The following is a 16,365-nucleotide window of genomic DNA, read 5'->3' on the forward strand; positions in this document are numbered from 1 at the left end:
TACTGCGGCGACTTCGTGAGGCGCTTGAGGACGTTCCCCCTGGCTTAGCCTTGTAGGACAAGTCCGACATCCGTTCGCGGTGTTCGCCTATTACGGCTTCCTGCCTATTCCGGGACGATAGAGCCTCACACAATCCAAGGAGAGCTCCCATGGGAACAACACACCAATACCCCTTTGGCGTACAACAAAATCAGTTGCTGGCCGCTTTGCCCCGGGAGGATATGAATCGTTGGCAGCCCCGCATGGAATTGGTTGAGCTGTCACGCGGCCAAATCCTGTTTGCTTGCGGCCGTGACCCCGAATATGTGTACTTTCCCACCACCGCCATCGTCTCGCTGATGACCATGACCCAAGAAGGTGCATCGGCTGAGGTAGCGGTGGTTGGCAACGACGGCGTTGTGGGTATCTCCACCTTGTTGGGATCAGACGCTGCCGCTACGGACGCGGTTGTACAGAGCGCCGGACGCGCTTTCCGTCTCAGCACACGCTTTGTCAAGGCGGAAATTGAAACCTGCTGCGAAGTCATGAAAGTTGTTATGCGCTACGCCCAAACAGTGCTGGCACAAATGGCCCAGACAGCCGTTTGCAATCGCTACCACTCAATCGACCAGCAATTTTGCCGCCGGCTTCTGCTGGGCCTGGATCGCCTGCCATCCGACGAGCTCGATATGACACACGAATTGGCGGCCAACTTGCTCGGCGTGAGGCGTGAGGGAATCACAGTTGCCGCGCATAAGCTGCAGGATGAAGGACTTATCCGCTATCGTCGCGGACACATTGTTGTACTTGATCGCGAACGCCTGGAAGAAAAAACTTGCGAATGCTATGCCGTATCTAAGAAGGAATACCAGCGCTTGCTACCCTTGCCGCTGGCAGCGTAAGGGCGTTGTTTGAGCGAACTGGCTGCCCTAGATCAGCTCAGTTCGCTTCGCACGCTATTGCCCACCTCTCCTGACGCCAAGCGCTCGCAGTAAAGCATCAGGGCGTCCAACTCATTGGACTTGTCGAACACCCTGTTGGCACCCAACTCAGTGCACTTGCGCCGTATCTCGGGCGTAGCGTGGTTACTCAACACGACCATGGTTCGAAGCGTTTGCACACGGTTCGTGGAGCCCAAAACCCCAAGCCCCGAGCCTTGCTTCAAAAAGATGTCTACGATGACGAGGTCTGCCTGGTTTTCACCATCATTCAGCCACCGCACGGCAGCAAGTTCATCCTCTGCATAGCCCACAACCTGGATGGGCGCCATTTCCTCAAGCGCAGCAATCAAGCTGTCCCGAATGATTTTGCTGTCCTCGACAATATACGTTTTAAGCAACTGCATGTGTATGGAAATACTGCCAGCCGAACATTTACGCCTACTTGATCCAACTTAACCCATATGCGGAACGCGTATTTTGACCAACTCTGGGGAAATTTGCTCAACCAACAGCCCGTGTGCGTTGGCCAACCACTGCACGTCGTCCCAATCGAGCAAACGGTAGGCATCACGTTCTCTATGCGAAGCTTGGGAGCCTTGGCGCGTTTCGACGGATATCTCAACTGCATCTTCGCCGGTTGATACCCCTACCACCAGCTCGCTCCAGCCTTTTGCGTGATCGGTTGCTGCGATCAACGCAGCTGTCAGGACTTCTCTCACAGCCGTTTGACTAACAGGCCTGTCCTCTAGGGCATCTTCGTAATGGATCGCGAAACCGCGAAAAGAGAAACTGCTGCGTACATTGGAAAGACACTCAGCGACGACACTGCTAAGGGGCACGCCCGACTGGGTCTCAGCGGTGAGCCATGACACCACCTCAGTGCTGGCATCAATAGATGCTCGGACGAGCCGTTCAACTTGGTCCACACTGTCAAGCAAGGCAGGCACGTCTACCGGGGTAGCGCCCATCCGATGGCGCATGACCTGGCACACCATGCTAAGCGGTTGCAGATTCACAACCAAGTGATGGCGAAATACGTAGCCCAGTCGCCGAACGAGCGCGTATCTTGCAGACTCCACTTTTGACGTATCCACCGGCGGTGGCGTCCAATTACTCATGTATTTTCGCTCCCAGATCATTAGTTCGCCCCTGCACACGGCAATACGGGCACCTTAGCTGCCACTGTATTTTGGCCGAAAAACGGGCATGGCATGTGCTGACTTATGCGTATGGCGTTGCGTTTGCGCCTGTGTGCATGACCGCACAGACCGGGGTATTTGCGCATTTCTACAGTTGTATGGAGGCAAAGGGCGCCGATCAGCCCTCTGTGTATCAATTGCAAAACCTAGAACATGATGACTTGCACACCTTCTTTACGGCGTATGTCGCTACTGGCGATATTTTGGGCGGCACAAGCCGCACCGGTGGGCGCCTTTGCACAGCAGTCAGAAGCCCTTGACACCGCAAGCATTTCTGTCGGGAACTACATCGTCAATCCAGAAGCAAACGTCAGTACCAACACACGGTTCGGCACAGTCAACTCGGGTGACATTTCTTCGCACCAAGTCGCTATCCCACGTGTAAAACTCGACTTCTTGCTCGGCGAAAGCCAGGGCTTCGCGCTGGACTACTATGGGTTCTACCGCAGGTATTCAGATAGCCTGAACCGTTCATCTTCCGTAGACCAAACTGGCGTCACCCTTTCGGGAAGTGCTTCCGGGTACGTGGCCCTCGATCTGGCAAATGCGTCTTACAAATGGTGGTTCGGCCACGGCTCAGACGTGATCGGCCTTGGACTCGGTGCCGCCTACTATCGCATTCGCTTCGGGTTGGACGGCAGCGCGGTAAACACCCTCAACAATTCCTCCGACTCTGGCAATGCCGCCTACAGCGCTGACGCCGTTGCGCCGATGGTACAGCTCGGGTGGCGCCACGCGTTTTCTCCAAAGGCCAGGATGTATGTCGACCTGTCCGGCATTGAAAAGGCCGGTGGCAACGTGCACGGCCACGTATACAACGGTGCCATCGGTGCGGAGTGGTTTTTTTCAGAGCACGTTGGTGTGGGCGCGGAGTACAGCGCGACCCGCGTGAAAGTCGACTCGGATGCCGACAACGGAAAGTTGAATCTGAAGCTTGACGGACCGACGGTTTTCCTAAAGGCCCGGTTTTGACACGCTATGAAGGCCGCGGCCCGGTGAAGCCTCACCAAAAACAACGCAAGGCACGCTACAAATTAAATAGCTGCTCACGCGCATCCCACGAGGGCTAGAAGCCTAAATGTCTTTTATGAGGACCTGATCATGAATGCCCCCGATACAACGCCGCAAGCCAGCACAAGCGAGCGGCGCACCACTTACCTAGAGGAAAAAGCCTTCAAGGCCAGAACTCTGCTGATCTTCGGCTCCATCACCGACACCACTGCCGCCGACGTGACGCGCCGGCTCATTGCTCTGGACGCAGAGAGCGCCGACCCCATCGATGTGCTGGTCAGCTCACCGGGGGGGCATTTGGAATCAGGAGACGCCATCCACGACGTCCTGCGCTTCATTGCCGCGCCAGTGAACATAATTGGGACCGGTTGGGTCGGCAGCGCCGCCACCCATCTGTACCTGGCAGTGTCGCGCGAGCGGCGCTACTGCCTGCCGAATACGCGCTTTCTGATCCACCAGCCCAGCGGAGGTGCCGGTGGGCCGGCCAGCGACATAGCGATACAAGCCCGCGAAATCGTCAAAGCCCGCGAACGCATCGCACGTACGATCGCGCGTGAAACGGGCAAGTCCTTGGAGGTGGTGCTCCTCGACATCGAGCGGGACCGATGGCTATCGGCTGAGGAAGCAGTTGAGTATGGACTGGTGTCACGCATCATTGAGCGAAAGACCGAAATCAGCGCCTCTTGAGCTTGCCGCGGTCAGCGTTTCTATACTCGGTGGATGCCCTCAAACGCAACAGTCACCCGCTCCAACACGCTGGCTACGTTCTTGCCATTGCTCTTTGTCGCACTGTGGAGCACTGGATTCATTGGAGCCAAATTCGGACTTCCAGATGCGGAACCGCTGACCTTCCTAGCCATACGCTACCTGGTCGTCCTGGTGCTGATGGGAGCCGTCGCCTGGCTCACCCGTGCACCTTGGCCACGTACGACGCGAGAGTGGTTTCACATCGGAGTGTCAGGACTCTTCGTCCATGCGATTTACCTGGGCGGCGTGTTCACGGCCATCAGCCGGGGCTTGCCTGCCGGCGTCACCGCCCTTGTGGTCGGGCTGCAGCCGGTGCTGACCGCCTTGGGAGCAGGCGCGCTACTGGGCGAACGGGTACGTCCAACACAATGGGCTGGCTTGGCCTTGGGCTTTGTGGGTGTGGGGTTGGTTGTTGCGCACAAGCTGGTCGCCAACGCAACAGGGAGTGCGTTGTGGGCCATGCTTATGCCGGCTCTGGTGGCACTTTTGGGCATCACCGTTGGCACCCTGTACCAAAAGCGCTTTTGTCATTCTTTTGACCTGCGCTCGGGTTCGGTGGTCCAGTTTTTGCCCTGCTTGGCCGTCACGGCGCTGGCAGCGGCCCAGACCGAAACCATGCAGGTGCACTGGACAGGCTCTTTCCTCTTTGCGCTGGGCTGGCTGGTGTTGGTGTTATCGCTAGGTGCTGTGAGCCTGCTGAACGTGCTGATCCGCAGCGGCAGTGCAGTGAACATCGCAAGTCTTTTCTACCTCACACCCCCCACTACCGCACTGATTGCCTGGGCACTGTTCGGCGAAACATTGACAGGCTTGGCATTGGTAGGCATGGCTTTGACGGTCTTCGGCGTATGGCTGGCCCGAAAGTAGCGGCTTTTCGACAAGGACGACAAGATTGGCTCCATTTCGCCAATGCCTCAATGCATCGGAACTCCTCGACGCTCCAGCAATGGGACATGCACCAAGGCAATGCTAAGCCAAACCGCGACACTGAAGTACAGCGACATCCATACCACTTCGCTCTGCCAATCCTGCCACCTGTGTGAGACGACCCATCGCGAAGATGCGTCAACAATTCCCTGCACAACTCCGAGATACATCCGCCCACTCGCTTCATCCGATAGCCAACGAAGCCAGTACATCGGTACATCCACAGCGAACATGTACCAGACGTATCCTGCACCGACCAAGCCAAACACCGCAAGATAGGGGCGCAAGGGTAAGGAAGACCGGGGCCAGATGCTCGCCAAACTTACCACCAGCAAAGCTGCACTGACACCCCAGAGCGACTCTTCAACCACATGGCCGATATTCGAAGTCGTGAGAACCGAGTACCACGAGAAGACTTCCGCAAGGGCGATTATTGGGACAATGCCACACGCCGTCGCGCAACCTATCTTGCTCTGCGTCGCGCGTGACAACTCATGCAACAACAACGCCCACTGCGTCACAAAACAGATTTCGGCAACGGTCGCGACTGTTCTGCCGACAATGACACTAGACATCCAGGAATCAACAAGGCAAAGCCGCTGCACATCGTAGACCGGCAGGGCCGAGCGATAGGCGCAGCCCAAAACATATCCTGCTGAGAGCAACAACTGCAACCGCCTAGCGGCATAGACTTCAGCAGGCAGACTGCCGTGACGTCGCACGAGTGCTGGTACTGAAAGAGACAGTCCAACCAAATTCACCACACTGATTGCGCAAAGCAAACACCACCACATAAGCACTTCGGTTGACATGTCGCCATCGTGCACTGCAAGGGATGCGCTTGTCAACGGTATAAACAATATATATCGTTTTTCATAGCACGCCGTGACGATTGCGACAGAAGTATGTCGAAGGTGTGACAGAAGCTCTACCCCTTCACGGCCGTCACAAAACTTTCGCACTGCACGGACAAACTGTTCAGATTTACTCTGATCGGGCCTGCGCATATGAAAATCTCCGTCATTGGAACGGGCTATGTTGGCCTGGTCACCGGCACCTGCCTGTCAGAGGTGGGCAACGATGTGATGTGTTTTGACACGGACGCCGACAAGGTCAGCCGCCTGCAGAACGGCGAGATACCAATTTACGAGCCTGGCCTGCAAGACATGGTGCGGCGCAATGCCAGCGCAGGGCGCCTGCACTTCACCAACGATGTACAGGTCGCCACGCACTTTGGCACCGTGCAGTTCATCGCCGTGGGTACGCCCCAGGGCGAGGACGGCAGCGCCGATGTGCACTATGTGATGGAAGCGGCGCGCAATATCGGCCGCTACATGAACGACTACAAAGTGGTCGTGGACAAGAGCACGGTGCCGGTGGGTACGGCCGATGCCGTCAAGGCAGCGATCCAGCAAGAGCTGAAGGCGCGGGGTGTGGACACCCCGTTCAGCGTCGTATCCAACCCGGAGTTTCTCAAGGAAGGCGCCGCGATTGACGACTTCATGCGGCCGGGTCGCATTGTGCTGGGTTATGAAGACGAGCAGGCCGCGCTGAACATGCGGGCGCTGTACGCCCCGTTTCAGCGTCACCACGAGCGCATGGTGTTGATGGACATCCGCAGCGCTGAGCTGACCAAATACGCCGCCAACGCCATGCTGGCCACGCGCATCAGTTTCATGAACGAGCTGGCCAATCTGGCAGAAAAGATCGGCGCCGACATCGAGAGCGTGCGCAAGGGCATTGGCAGCGATCCACGCATTGGCTACGACTTCCTGTACGCCGGGGCCGGGTATGGCGGCTCATGCTTCCCAAAGGATGTCAAAGCCCTGATCCACTCCGCAGCCTTTGCCGCCGACATAGACCTCAAGGTCCTCAATGCCGTGGAGTCCGCCAACCAGGCGCAAAAACACGTGCTGGGCAAGAAGGTCAAAGCGCGGTTTGGCAGCCATTTGCAAGGGCGCCACTTCGCGCTGTGGGGCCTGGCTTTCAAAGCCAACACCGATGACATGCGCGAGGCCAGCAGCCTGACGGTCATCAACGACTTGCTGGCCGCAGGCGCGACAGTTACCGCCTACGACCCGGTCGCCATGGATGCCACGCGGCGCGTCTATGGCAACGAGCCGCACCTGCGTTTTGCGACTTCGCAGACCGAGTGTCTGAATGGCGCCGATGCGCTGATCATCGTGACCGAGTGGAAGGAATTCCGCAGCCCGGACTTTGACACCATCAAGGCCACGCTCAAGCAGCCGGTGATATTTGACGGCCGCAACCTCTACGACCCGCAAGTGGTACGTGGCATGGGATTTGAATATTTGGCCATCGGCCGTTAGCGTTGGACAGCGACCGGCGAAGCGGTGGCGCGTGGGGGCGCCACTTTCATGGAACTGTCACTTAGGCTGTCACGACACTGCCACACACCGCCACTAAATTGGCGCGCACAGGAGCGATCAATCCATGTCCGAATTTTTCAGGCAACTTGCCATCCAGCGCTGGGACGACCACCGCTACTACCACCACAGCCGCATCAACCAGTCATTGCATCTGGTCAGCGCCATCAGCTTTGTCGTGGCGTATGTCATGCTGTTCAAGGACCCTGCCGTGGCAGCGCTGATTGCCTGGCTGGTATCCATGACCACACGGCAGTCGGGGCACTTCTTCTTTGAGCCACTGGGTTATGACGAGGTCAACCAAGCCTCACAGGAGCACAAGGAGGCCATCAAGGTGGGCTACAACCTGCGCCGCAAAATTGTGTTGCTGACGATTTGGGCCGCTGCCCCACTCGTGTTGATGATTGACCCCAGCTTGATGGGACTGCTGGAACCCCGCCCCGGCCTGGACGGATTTGTTCACAGCACGGGTTGGATCTGGCTGTGGATTGGTGTGGGTGGCCTGGTTTTCAGGACCGTACACCTGTTCTTTCTGAAGGACGTGATGTCAGGGCTGGTCTGGATGACCAAGATACTGACCGACCCCTTCCACGACATCTACCTGTACCACAAGGCCCCGCTGGCCCTGCTGCGCGGCGAGCTGATTGAGCCGCGCAAGGGCGTGCACCAGACCTGATGTGCAGCAACCTGCCCTGCTGCGGGGCAGGCCTGGGGCTTACAGCTTGGCCACCAGCATCTCGCGCAGGATGCGCCGCTTGATGGATTGGTTGGTCAGCGCAGCGTTGCTCCACCACCAGCCATCTTGCTGCATCTTGTGGGCAGCTTGTACAAAGCGATCGGCCACCGCGTCAAAGTCGGCTTCGGTGTAGTTCAAGCTGAAAATGATCCTGCCCGTTCCCACCCAACTCAAGGCCAGGCCTTCCAGGCGCAAATAGTGCTGAAACAACCAGTTGTAGCAGGCGGGCTGCGTGTACAAAACCGTCCAGATCGACGACAGATTGGCCACTTGCACCGGCAGACCTGCCTGTTGCAGGCGCAAGTTCAGCGCCTGGGCACGCCGGTTCCAGGTGTCATCCAGATTGGCATACACCGCTTGAATGGCAGCGCTGTCCAGGCGCTGCAAGAAAGCATTCATGGCGCCCATCACATAAGGGTGCGAATTGAAGGTGCCGCGGGCAAAGCAGATGTCGGCCGGGGCTGCGTGGTTGAAGCGCTGCATCCAGGTGCGCTTGCCGCACACCACGCCAATCGGCAAGCCACCACCCAGGGTCTTGCCATAGGTGACCATGTCAGCGCGCACGCCGAAGTACTCCTGCGCCCCACCCGGGGCCAGGCGAAAGCCGACAAACACCTCGTCAAAAATCAGGGCGATGGATTTCTCGTCGCAGATGGTGCGCAACTCCTGCAACCACTGTGTGTAGTCGGCACGCGAGAAGTTGGCCTTGCGCCCGCTGTCCACCAAAGACGAGTCGCCCGGCGCGGCTGCGTTGGGGTGCAGGGCCTGCAGCGGGTTGACCAGGATGCAGGCGATGTCCTTGCGCTTGCGCAGCACCCGCAATGTTGCGTTACCCATTTCTTTCAACGTGAATGTGTCGCGTTCGGTGGCAGGGTTGCCAATGCCGGGCTGCACGTCGCCCCACCAGCCATGGTAGGAGCCGCAAAAGCGCACGATCTTGTCGCGGCCGCTGTGGTATCGCGCCAGGCGCACGGCTTGCATGACCGCCTCGGTGCCCGACATGTGGAACGAGACTTCGTCCATGCCCGAGATGCGCTTCAGGCGCGCCACGTTATCCGCCACCACTGGGTGGTAGGAGCCCAGCACCGGGCCCAGCGTGCCCACTGCCTCGGCGCCCTGCGCAATGCATTCCTTGTAGAAGTCGTTGCCAAACAGGTTGACGCCGTAGGAACCGGTCAGGTCATAGAAGGGATTGCCGTCCAGATCGGTGATGGTGACGCCACTGGTGGCCTGCACAAACGACCCCGTCTTCAGACCACGCTCCGCCAGGTTTCTGAACTGAAACGGTATGCGGTAGGCGCTGACAAATTGCAGGTCCGACAGGCCGCTGGCCACGTCCGCACTTTCCTTCAGGCTCTTGGGGAAACGTCGGCTGATCTCCATCACCAATGCCTCAAAGGCCAGTCGGCGCTTGGCAACCACGTCGGGTGGCGCCCCATCCACGCCAAAAGCTTCATCCTCGCTATAGCGGTAGTTGGGCAACAGCGCAGCCACGCGGCGTGCTATGCGCGGGTGGCCCGCCAGCGATCGGTGCTTGGCCAGCGACAACTCGGCGCGCTGCTGCACGCGCCGCAGACCCAGTACAAACGCGGCGGTGCTGACGCCATAGAGCAACAGGGTATTCATACCAATCATTTCATTCACGGGGCACACCTTTTTTCATAACAAACACACTGCGAGATTCCACGACATGAGCCTGCGCCAACAGATCCATTCCATCCTGAACCAAGAGGACTTGAACTTCCTGCTGACCAACCGCTTGCCGCGCCGCTGGCTGACGCAATTTATTGGTTGGTTCAGCAAGATCGAGCAACCCGTAGTGCGAGACCTGTCGATTGCGATCTGGAAATATTTTTCGGCGTTGGACCTGAGCGAAGCCAGCAAGAGCCGCTTCACCAGCATGCACGACTGTTTCACCCGCGCGCTCAAACCCGGCCTGCGCCCGGTGGCGATGGACCCGCTGGTGATGAGCAGTCCGGTAGACGCCATCGTCGGCGCCCACGGGCCAATAGAGGGCACGCGTGTTTTTCAGGCCAAGGGCTTTCCGTACACGCTGCAAGACCTGCTGGGGGAAGAGGAAAACATCGCCGACTGGGTGAACGGCAGCTTCGTCACCCTGCGCCTGACCTCCAGCATGTACCACCGTTTCCACGCGCCCTTTGACTGCACGGTGGAGCGCGTGCGCTACTTCTCGGGCGACACCTGGAACGTCAACCCGATTGCGCTGGGCCGGGTCGAGAAACTGTTTTGCAAAAATGAGCGGGCCTTCATCCGCACCCGGCTGGGTGGCGATGGTCCTTGTGCCGGACAACGTGTGGCCCTGGTGCCGGTTGCCGCGATTCTCGTGGCCAGCATACGGCTGCACTTTCTGGATGTGTTGTTCCATCTGCGCTACAAAGGTCCGACGACCGTGGCCTGTGATGCACCGTTCACCAAAGGGCAGGAGATGGGTTGGTTTCAGCACGGCTCCACCGTCATCGTGTTGGCGCCCAAGGGATTCGACTTGTGCGACGGTCTGGCCGATGGCGACCATGTGCGCATGGGTCAAGCCCTCATGCGCTGGAAGGGCTCAGGGGTGTAGCCGCAGCCTGGGGACGCGCAGGGCCGAATTGGCGGCCGTGGCGCTCCAGCACGCCGGACAGTGTTTCCACAAAACCGTCGTACACGGCATCCCATGCCAGGTGGGCGACGCTGGCCGGAGCCGCCTGGCGCAGTTGCCGTTGCAGCGCTGTGTCGACCGCCAGCGCCACGGCTGCATCCACAAAATCCAGCTCTTCGGTGCCGTGCACCAGCACGCCGTTGCGCCCAGTCACGATCAACTCCTTGGCGGCCGCATGCGCGTAGGACAGCACCGCCAGCCCACTGGCCAGGGCCTCGGGCACGACATTGCCAAAGGTTTCGGTCAGACTGGGGAAGACAAACATGTCGCCCGATGCGTAATAGCGCGCCAGGTCTTCACCCTTGCGCACACCGGCGAAGATGGCCTCTGGGCATGATTCCTGGGCCTGCTTGCGCAGCGGTCCATCACCCACAAACACCATGGTCGCCGCCGGTACCCTCGCCTGAATGGCGCGAAAGGCAGCAATCACCAGCGCGATGTTCTTCTCTTTGGCCAGGCGGCCTACATGCACCACCACCAGAGCGTCATCCGCCACACCCCAGCTGCTGCGCAGCTCTGCCGATCGCTTGGACGGGCTGAACTGTTCAATCGCCACGCCGCGCGACATCAGCCCCACGTTGTGGTACCCGCGGGCTTCCAGCTCGGCCACCATGGCGCGGGTGGGCACAAGCGTGGCCTGGGTGCGGTTGTGCAGCTTGCGCAAATAGCCTTCAATCGTTTTCTTGAAAAGGCCAATGCCGTAATGCTGCGAATAGCTGTGGAAATTGGTATGAAAAGAACTGGTGACCGGCAGATGCAGCGCGCGCGCCGCGGCCACAGCGGACCAGCCCAAAGGGCCTTCAGTCACCACATGGACGATGTCGGGGCGCTTTTCGCTCCACAGCTTGACCAGGCGGTTTTTGGACGGCAGGCCAAAGCGCAACTCGCCATAGGCCGGTACGGGAATGCCCCGGGACAGCACTTCGTCGAGGCCGGTACGGGCGGCAGACTGGCCTTCCTTGACCTGTCGGGGTCTTACCACCTGCACCGCGTGGCCGCGCGCCAACAGGCCGTCTACGATACGCCCCAGCGTCATGGCCACGCCATTGACCTCGGGAGGGAATGTCTCGGTCACCACGGCAATACGCAGGCTGGGCGGGCGCGCGGCAAAGGACTCTATCAACAGTTCGTTCGGAGGGTTCACGCCCCTGAGGCTACCGACCCCACATAACAGTTTGATGATGCTTTGTTGAAATTTTGAAGACTGTCAGCCCGAACGCCCACCGCTGCGGAGGCGTGTTTCACCCTGGGGCGGCCCGGCGGTGAAAGCGAGCCCGGTACTGGCTGACCAAGACAAAGGCCATGCAGCCTGCCACCAGCAGCCCAAAACTCCAGATCAGGCTGTGCAGCGAAAGCTGTAGCGCAGTGGCCACGGCATAGACCGCCAGCATCACCAGCATGCCGCCATTTTCGTTAAAGCCCTGTACGGCAATCGAACGCCCCGCCGTCAGCAGTGTGCAACCGCGGTGTTGCAGCAAGGCATTCATGGGCACGATGAAGAAGCCAGCCAGCGTGCCCAGCAGTATCAGCAGCACGACCGCCATCTCTATGGAATGCACCGCCAGCATGGCCGGAAACAACAGTCCCATCACCACGCCCAAAGGCAGGACGTTGATCGCCTGGTGCAGCGCGACAAAGCGACTGGCCAGCGCGGCCCCTGCGATCGCACCGAACGCTGTAACGCCCTGCAAATAGGCGCCCTGCGCCAGGGTCAGTCCTAGGGCTTCGTTCGCCCAGCGCAGCACGATCAATTGCAAGGTGGCGCCAACACCCCACAACAGGGTGGTGACCGACATGGAAATACCGCCCAGCGGGTCGCGCCACAACACGGCGTTCTCCTGGAAGAAGCGCCGAACGATGCGCGCCGGGTGGAAGGAATGGTGGGGGTAGCGCTTGCCGCTGTCGCTGACGCCAAAGTTCAGCGCCAGCGCCAGCACGTTCAGGCCCAGCAGGCATAGCATGCCGGCCACCAGTTCGGTAGGCGCGCTGCCAAAATGCGCATACTCCGGCGGCAAATCGATGTGCGGCATGGCGGGGCTGATCAGCAGGCCACCCAGCACCGTGCCAAAGATAACGGCACACACCGTCGTGCTCTCAAAAAACCCGTTGGCACGCACCAAGTCTTTGCCCGGCAACAGCTCCGTGATCAGCCCGTATTTGGCCGGCGCGTATATGGCGGCACCCAGTCCGCCGAACAGCAGGGCCAGGATCGGGTCGATGCCGCCCAGCAATAGCAGCACGGCGCCCACCTTGAGCGCATTGGCCAGCAGCATGACCCGGCCCTTGGGAATGGCATCGGCCAGCGGGCCTACAAAGGGGGCCAGAAACACATAGAAAACGGTAAAGCCAATCTTGAGCACCGGTGTTACCCAGTCCGCAGCGGCCAGTTCTATGACCCTGGCAATGGCAATGATGAGAAAGGCGTTGTCTGCGATGGTCGAAATGAATTGCACGATCAGGAGAAGATAGAAAGTGCGATGCATGGGCAAAATGGGCTCCCATCAGAGTCTGAAAGGCCTCGTCATCGAGGATCGCCGGCGATGCTATCGGGGCTACAAGTCAGTTCTGTGAATCGCCTCGCGGGGAGGCCTGCAAGTCCAATGCATGCAGAACGCGCGCGCACAGCTCCTCGGGGGTCCGCGAGATGACCTCCTCTGGCACTTGGAATCTTTCCGTCAGGCGCGTGTAGTCTTCAAAGCCGTATGACACCATGAAGGCGTGCATGCCGGCGGCGATCGCGGCCTTAAAGTCCTTGTGCTCATCACCGCAGGTATACGCACGCGCCGGGTTGATACCGAGCCGGCTCCGGTTGAATCCGCCACACACTCCAGACATTGCCATAGCCCCACCTGGTAGCGCTGGGCTGCCCTGTGGTGACCGCTGAAATAACCCCGTGGCTTCAGTTTGACAAACACATTTCCGCTCACCGCCACTTCGGATTGCCCGGGAAACGGTCATAGCGGTTGGGAATGCCGTCATCGTCATAGTCATCCATGGGGCCTCGGTTGTTAATGTCGCGACCGTGGTGGTGGCGTTGCCGTTGATGGCCCCAACCACCGTACACAGGGGCCGATTGCGTGTAGTAGACAGGGCGGGGATAAATATAGCTCGATATCGGTTGTGCATATACAGGCTGGGGCTGAACATACACCGGCTCGGGCTGCACATAGACCGGTGCCGGTTGCACGTACACGGGACGAGGGTACGCATAGACTGGAGCTGGTTACACATAGACGTCAGGGGTTCCGAGCGTGATGGAGAATTGCACATCGTCGCGTGCATGGGCCGTGGAGGCGACCGCCAAAGTGCCCAGCGCCAAAGCTGCTTCGGCAAGAGACTTGAGGATAACGATGCGGTTCATGGATTGCTCCTTGGGTTGACAGGGCCCCATGCTGCGCCCTGGTGCATGAACGCAAACTGAACCAAGGCAACATAACTGGCCGCTGGCCCCTATTTCCCTCCAACTAAGACCCTATGAAAGTAACACCGTGTTTCACGGCTACAGGCAGCGCAATGTCCACCTGCGCCCCACCCCAAGCCGAAGCCCCCAGCGCCAGCGTGCCTTCGTGGCTGGCCACCAGGTCGTTCACCACGGCCAGACCCACGCCGTGGCCGGGCACTTTTTCGTCCATGCGCACATGCAGTTGCAGCACGGCCTGCGTATCGGTAAAGCCGGGGCCATCGTCTTGCACGCGGATGCGCAGGGCGCCACCCTCGCGCCACAGCCGCACGTCAATGCGCCCCGCGGCCCATTTGGCTGCGTTGTCCATCACATTGCCCAGCATCTCGAAGGCGTCACCCTCGTCCATGCGCCACGTCAGGTCGGGCGGACAATCGACAGTGAAGGCGAACTGCTTGTCGGCATATACCTTGGCCAGCGAATCGCAAATGCGCCCCACTACTGGCGCCAGCGCCAGCCAAGGCGCAAAACGCGTTGCGCCGCTAGCACCGGCGCGGCCCAGTTGGTGCTGCACTATGTGGTCCATGCGGTTCACCTGTTGCGCCACGGTGTCAGCCAGTTGGTCGGGTTGACCCAGGGCGGAGCGCAGCACGGCCAGCGGCGTTTTCAGGCTATGGGCCAGATAGCTCAGCGCTTCTTTGTAGCGCGTCTGACGCACCCGCTCTTGTTGGATAAGGGTGTTGAGGTTACCGGTGAGGGCGGCAATCTCGCTGGGGTAGCGACCCTGCACCTCGGTCTGTTCGCCGCTTTCAATACGGGCAACTTCTTGCGACACTCGCTCAAGCGGCGCCAAGCCCCAGCGCAACAGCAAGGTCTGCGAAAGCAACAACAACAGACCCGCCCCGCCCAGCCAAGCCCACAGCGTGCGCTGAAAGGCCCTCGTTTCGCGATCGAACGCGACGCTGCTCTCCACCACCGATAACACCAGTCGCACACTGGCCTTGCCCTGCCCTGCCCAGCGCACGCCGTAAGTGGCTGACAAGAATGCGCCCGCAGGCGCCTGCAACGTGTCGTAACGCCACGCACCCACCGGAACGTCGCCATCAAAGGGCAGAGTCAGCCCAAGGGTGGATGCCGATTGCCATGCCTCACCCCGCGCCACATTGACGATGCGGGCGTAGAGGCCCGAGCTAGGCAGCGACAGGCGTGGTTCGGCAAACTCGGTCGGCATAACCAGCGCGCCCGCAGCGTCCAACTCAGCCCCGGCCAGCAGCAGGTACACCGTGCTTTGCAAACGGGCGTAATGCGCGGCGCGCACGCCATCGGTATGGGCACGTTGCAGGGCCACGCCGACCACGGCCATGAATGACAGCAACACCACGGCACCGCCCACCATCAGCCGCGCGCGGATCGACAACGCGTAAAACCTCATGTGGGGCGACCCGCGTCATTCAAGGGTGAAGCGGTAACCGCGCCCGCGAAAGGTTTCTATCGGAGCCAGCGCGCCTTCGGGATCCAGTTTGCGGCGCAGGCGGCCCACCAGCACCTCCAGCACATTGCTGTCGCGGTCCTGGTCGTGGGGGTAGAGGTAATCGGAAAGCTCTTGCTTGCTGACCACGCGTGCACGCTCGCGTACCAAGAATTCGAGCACACGGTATTCAAACGCCGTCAGCTCCATGGGCGCACCGTTCAGGTGGGCGGCCTGCGCAGCAATGTCCAGGCTGAGCGGCCCCACGGTCAGTACAGCGGTGGCGGCTTTCATGGCGCGGCGCAGCAGCGCCTTGACGCGCGCTGCCAGCTCGGGGTATTCAAACGGTTTGACCAGGTAGTCGTCGGCGCCCGACTCCAGACCCACCACCTTGTCTTGCCAACTGCCGCGCGCAGTCAGGATGAGGATGGGTAAGGCTTTGCCATCGGCGCGCAACCGTTGTACAACCGTGAGTCCATTGAGCTTGGGCAGACCCAGATCGACGATGACCAGGTCCACTGGGTACTCGCGTGCTTGGAATAGGCCGTCTTCCCCATCAGTGGCCTGGTCCACCCGGTAGCCATCGGCCTCCAGACGCAGTGCGAGCGAGAGCCGCAGCGGCGCATCATCTTCAATCAGCAGCAGGCGCATTAAAATTAAAGCGGCTTTCCCGTGGCGGCGTCGATCATCACCACCTGCACCTCGCCACCCGCAGTGACTAGCTTGACGCGCCAAGCTGCCCTATTGCCGAACTGGGCTTTGTCCACCGACAGCACGCGCCCACCCTCCGCCTGTCGGGCGGCAGCAGCGGCTTCATCTCGGCCTATGTCGGCCCACGCGGGCGCGCAGACCAGCATAAAGGCGACGAGCAGCGAGCGTGCAATGCGGGAAGTCATGGGCATCATCGTACT

18 protein-coding genes and 1 pseudogene are annotated in these 16,365 nt (G+C 59.9%); 7 read left to right on the plus strand and 12 right to left on the minus strand.

What is annotated here, in order from left to right; translation table 11 throughout:
- Window positions 1-149 precede the first annotated feature (149 nt).
- Window positions 150-881 (plus strand): Crp/Fnr family transcriptional regulator, encoded by a 732-nt coding sequence (locus tag AC097P_RS13675; RefSeq protein WP_479610963.1) that lies wholly within the window; start codon window positions 150-152, stop codon window positions 879-881.
- Between the two features lie 32 nt (window positions 882-913).
- Here the strand turns inward: AC097P_RS13675 and AC097P_RS13680 are convergent, their stop codons facing one another.
- Both AC097P_RS13680 and AC097P_RS13685 read right to left on the minus strand, forming a co-directional pair.
- Window positions 914-1,324 (minus strand): response regulator transcription factor, encoded by a 411-nt coding sequence (locus AC097P_RS13680; protein ID WP_479610964.1) that lies wholly within the window; start codon window positions 1,322-1,324, stop codon window positions 914-916.
- A gap of 48 nt (window positions 1,325-1,372) precedes the next feature.
- A complete protein-coding gene (locus tag AC097P_RS13685; RefSeq protein ID WP_479610965.1) occupies window positions 1,373-2,038 on the minus strand; it encodes a hypothetical protein in 666 nt (221 codons plus the stop codon).
- A gap of 264 nt (window positions 2,039-2,302) precedes the next feature.
- Between AC097P_RS13685 and AC097P_RS13690 the strand changes: the two genes are divergently transcribed.
- The 3 genes from AC097P_RS13690 (at window position 2,303) to AC097P_RS13700 (ending at window position 4,744) form a co-directional block, all read left to right on the plus strand.
- Window positions 2,303-3,091, plus strand: coding sequence for a hypothetical protein (locus tag AC097P_RS13690; protein ID WP_479610966.1), 789 nt, complete (start codon window positions 2,303-2,305; stop codon window positions 3,089-3,091).
- A 129-nt stretch (window positions 3,092-3,220) separates the two neighbouring features.
- Entirely contained in the window at window positions 3,221-3,817 is a 597-nt protein-coding gene (locus tag AC097P_RS13695; protein ID WP_479610967.1) for an ATP-dependent Clp protease proteolytic subunit, read from the plus strand.
- 33 nt (window positions 3,818-3,850) lie between these two features.
- Window positions 3,851-4,744: a DMT family transporter gene (locus tag AC097P_RS13700; protein ID WP_479610968.1), complete on the plus strand. Its 894-nt coding sequence runs from the start codon at window positions 3,851-3,853 to the stop codon at window positions 4,742-4,744.
- A 47-nt stretch (window positions 4,745-4,791) separates the two neighbouring features.
- Here AC097P_RS13700 and AC097P_RS13705 read toward each other — a convergent pair whose 3' ends face one another.
- The gene (locus tag AC097P_RS13705; RefSeq protein WP_479610969.1) at window positions 4,792-5,616 is read right to left on the minus strand and encodes a hypothetical protein; all 825 of its coding nucleotides are present in this window, start codon (window positions 5,614-5,616) and stop codon (window positions 4,792-4,794) included.
- A gap of 195 nt (window positions 5,617-5,811) precedes the next feature.
- On the opposite strand from AC097P_RS13705, the gene AC097P_RS13710 reads away from it, so the two are divergent.
- Window positions 5,812-7,134 carry a UDP-glucose dehydrogenase family protein gene (locus tag AC097P_RS13710; protein ID WP_479610970.1) on the plus strand — a complete coding sequence of 441 codons (1,323 nt, stop codon included), beginning with the start codon at window positions 5,812-5,814 and terminating at the stop codon, window positions 7,132-7,134.
- A 124-nt stretch (window positions 7,135-7,258) separates the two neighbouring features.
- Entirely contained in the window at window positions 7,259-7,867 is a 609-nt protein-coding gene (locus AC097P_RS13715; RefSeq protein ID WP_479610971.1) for a hypothetical protein, read from the plus strand.
- 39 nt (window positions 7,868-7,906) lie between these two features.
- On the opposite strand, the gene AC097P_RS13720 is transcribed toward AC097P_RS13715, so the two are convergent.
- Window positions 7,907-9,553, minus strand: a complete 1,647-nt coding sequence (locus AC097P_RS13720) for an aminotransferase class III-fold pyridoxal phosphate-dependent enzyme (protein WP_479610972.1) — start codon at window positions 9,551-9,553, stop codon at window positions 7,907-7,909.
- Window positions 9,554-9,617: 64 nt separating this feature from the next.
- Between AC097P_RS13720 and asd the strand changes: the two genes are divergently transcribed.
- Window positions 9,618-10,508, plus strand: a complete 891-nt coding sequence (gene asd / locus AC097P_RS13725; protein WP_479610973.1) for an archaetidylserine decarboxylase — start codon at window positions 9,618-9,620, stop codon at window positions 10,506-10,508.
- On the opposite strand, the gene AC097P_RS13730 is transcribed toward asd, so the two are convergent.
- From AC097P_RS13730 to AC097P_RS13765, 8 genes and pseudogenes are all read right to left on the minus strand, one after another.
- Window positions 10,480-11,730, minus strand: a complete 1,251-nt coding sequence (locus AC097P_RS13730) for a glycosyltransferase family 4 protein (protein WP_479610974.1) — start codon at window positions 11,728-11,730, stop codon at window positions 10,480-10,482. The two genes, asd and AC097P_RS13730, sit on opposite strands and share 29 nt — an antisense overlap.
- Window positions 11,731-11,827: 97 nt before the next feature.
- Window positions 11,828-13,069, minus strand: a complete 1,242-nt coding sequence (gene lplT / locus AC097P_RS13735; protein ID WP_479610975.1) for a lysophospholipid transporter LplT — start codon at window positions 13,067-13,069, stop codon at window positions 11,828-11,830.
- A 76-nt stretch (window positions 13,070-13,145) separates the two neighbouring features.
- The gene (locus AC097P_RS13740) at window positions 13,146-13,427 is read right to left on the minus strand and encodes an HAD family hydrolase (RefSeq protein WP_479610976.1); all 282 of its coding nucleotides are present in this window, start codon (window positions 13,425-13,427) and stop codon (window positions 13,146-13,148) included.
- An 82-nt stretch (window positions 13,428-13,509) separates the two neighbouring features.
- Window positions 13,510-13,788: pseudogene (locus AC097P_RS13745) on the minus strand (hypothetical protein); the annotation flags it as partial.
- Window positions 13,789-13,809: 21 nt separating this feature from the next.
- The gene (locus AC097P_RS13750; RefSeq protein WP_479610977.1) at window positions 13,810-13,947 is read right to left on the minus strand and encodes a hypothetical protein; all 138 of its coding nucleotides are present in this window, start codon (window positions 13,945-13,947) and stop codon (window positions 13,810-13,812) included.
- 103 nt (window positions 13,948-14,050) lie between these two features.
- Window positions 14,051-15,418 (minus strand): ATP-binding protein, encoded by a 1,368-nt coding sequence (locus tag AC097P_RS13755; protein WP_479610978.1) that lies wholly within the window; start codon window positions 15,416-15,418, stop codon window positions 14,051-14,053.
- A 15-nt stretch (window positions 15,419-15,433) separates the two neighbouring features.
- On the minus strand, window positions 15,434-16,105 hold the full coding sequence (locus AC097P_RS13760) for a response regulator transcription factor (RefSeq protein ID WP_479610979.1): 672 nt from the start codon (window positions 16,103-16,105) through the stop codon (window positions 15,434-15,436).
- A 5-nt stretch (window positions 16,106-16,110) separates the two neighbouring features.
- A complete protein-coding gene (locus AC097P_RS13765) occupies window positions 16,111-16,350 on the minus strand; it encodes a PepSY domain-containing protein (protein ID WP_479610980.1) in 240 nt (79 codons plus the stop codon).
- Window positions 16,351-16,365: the final 15 nt, after the last annotated feature.

The sequence above is a fragment of the Rhodoferax sp. ZS1R8 genome (assembly GCF_056521325.1).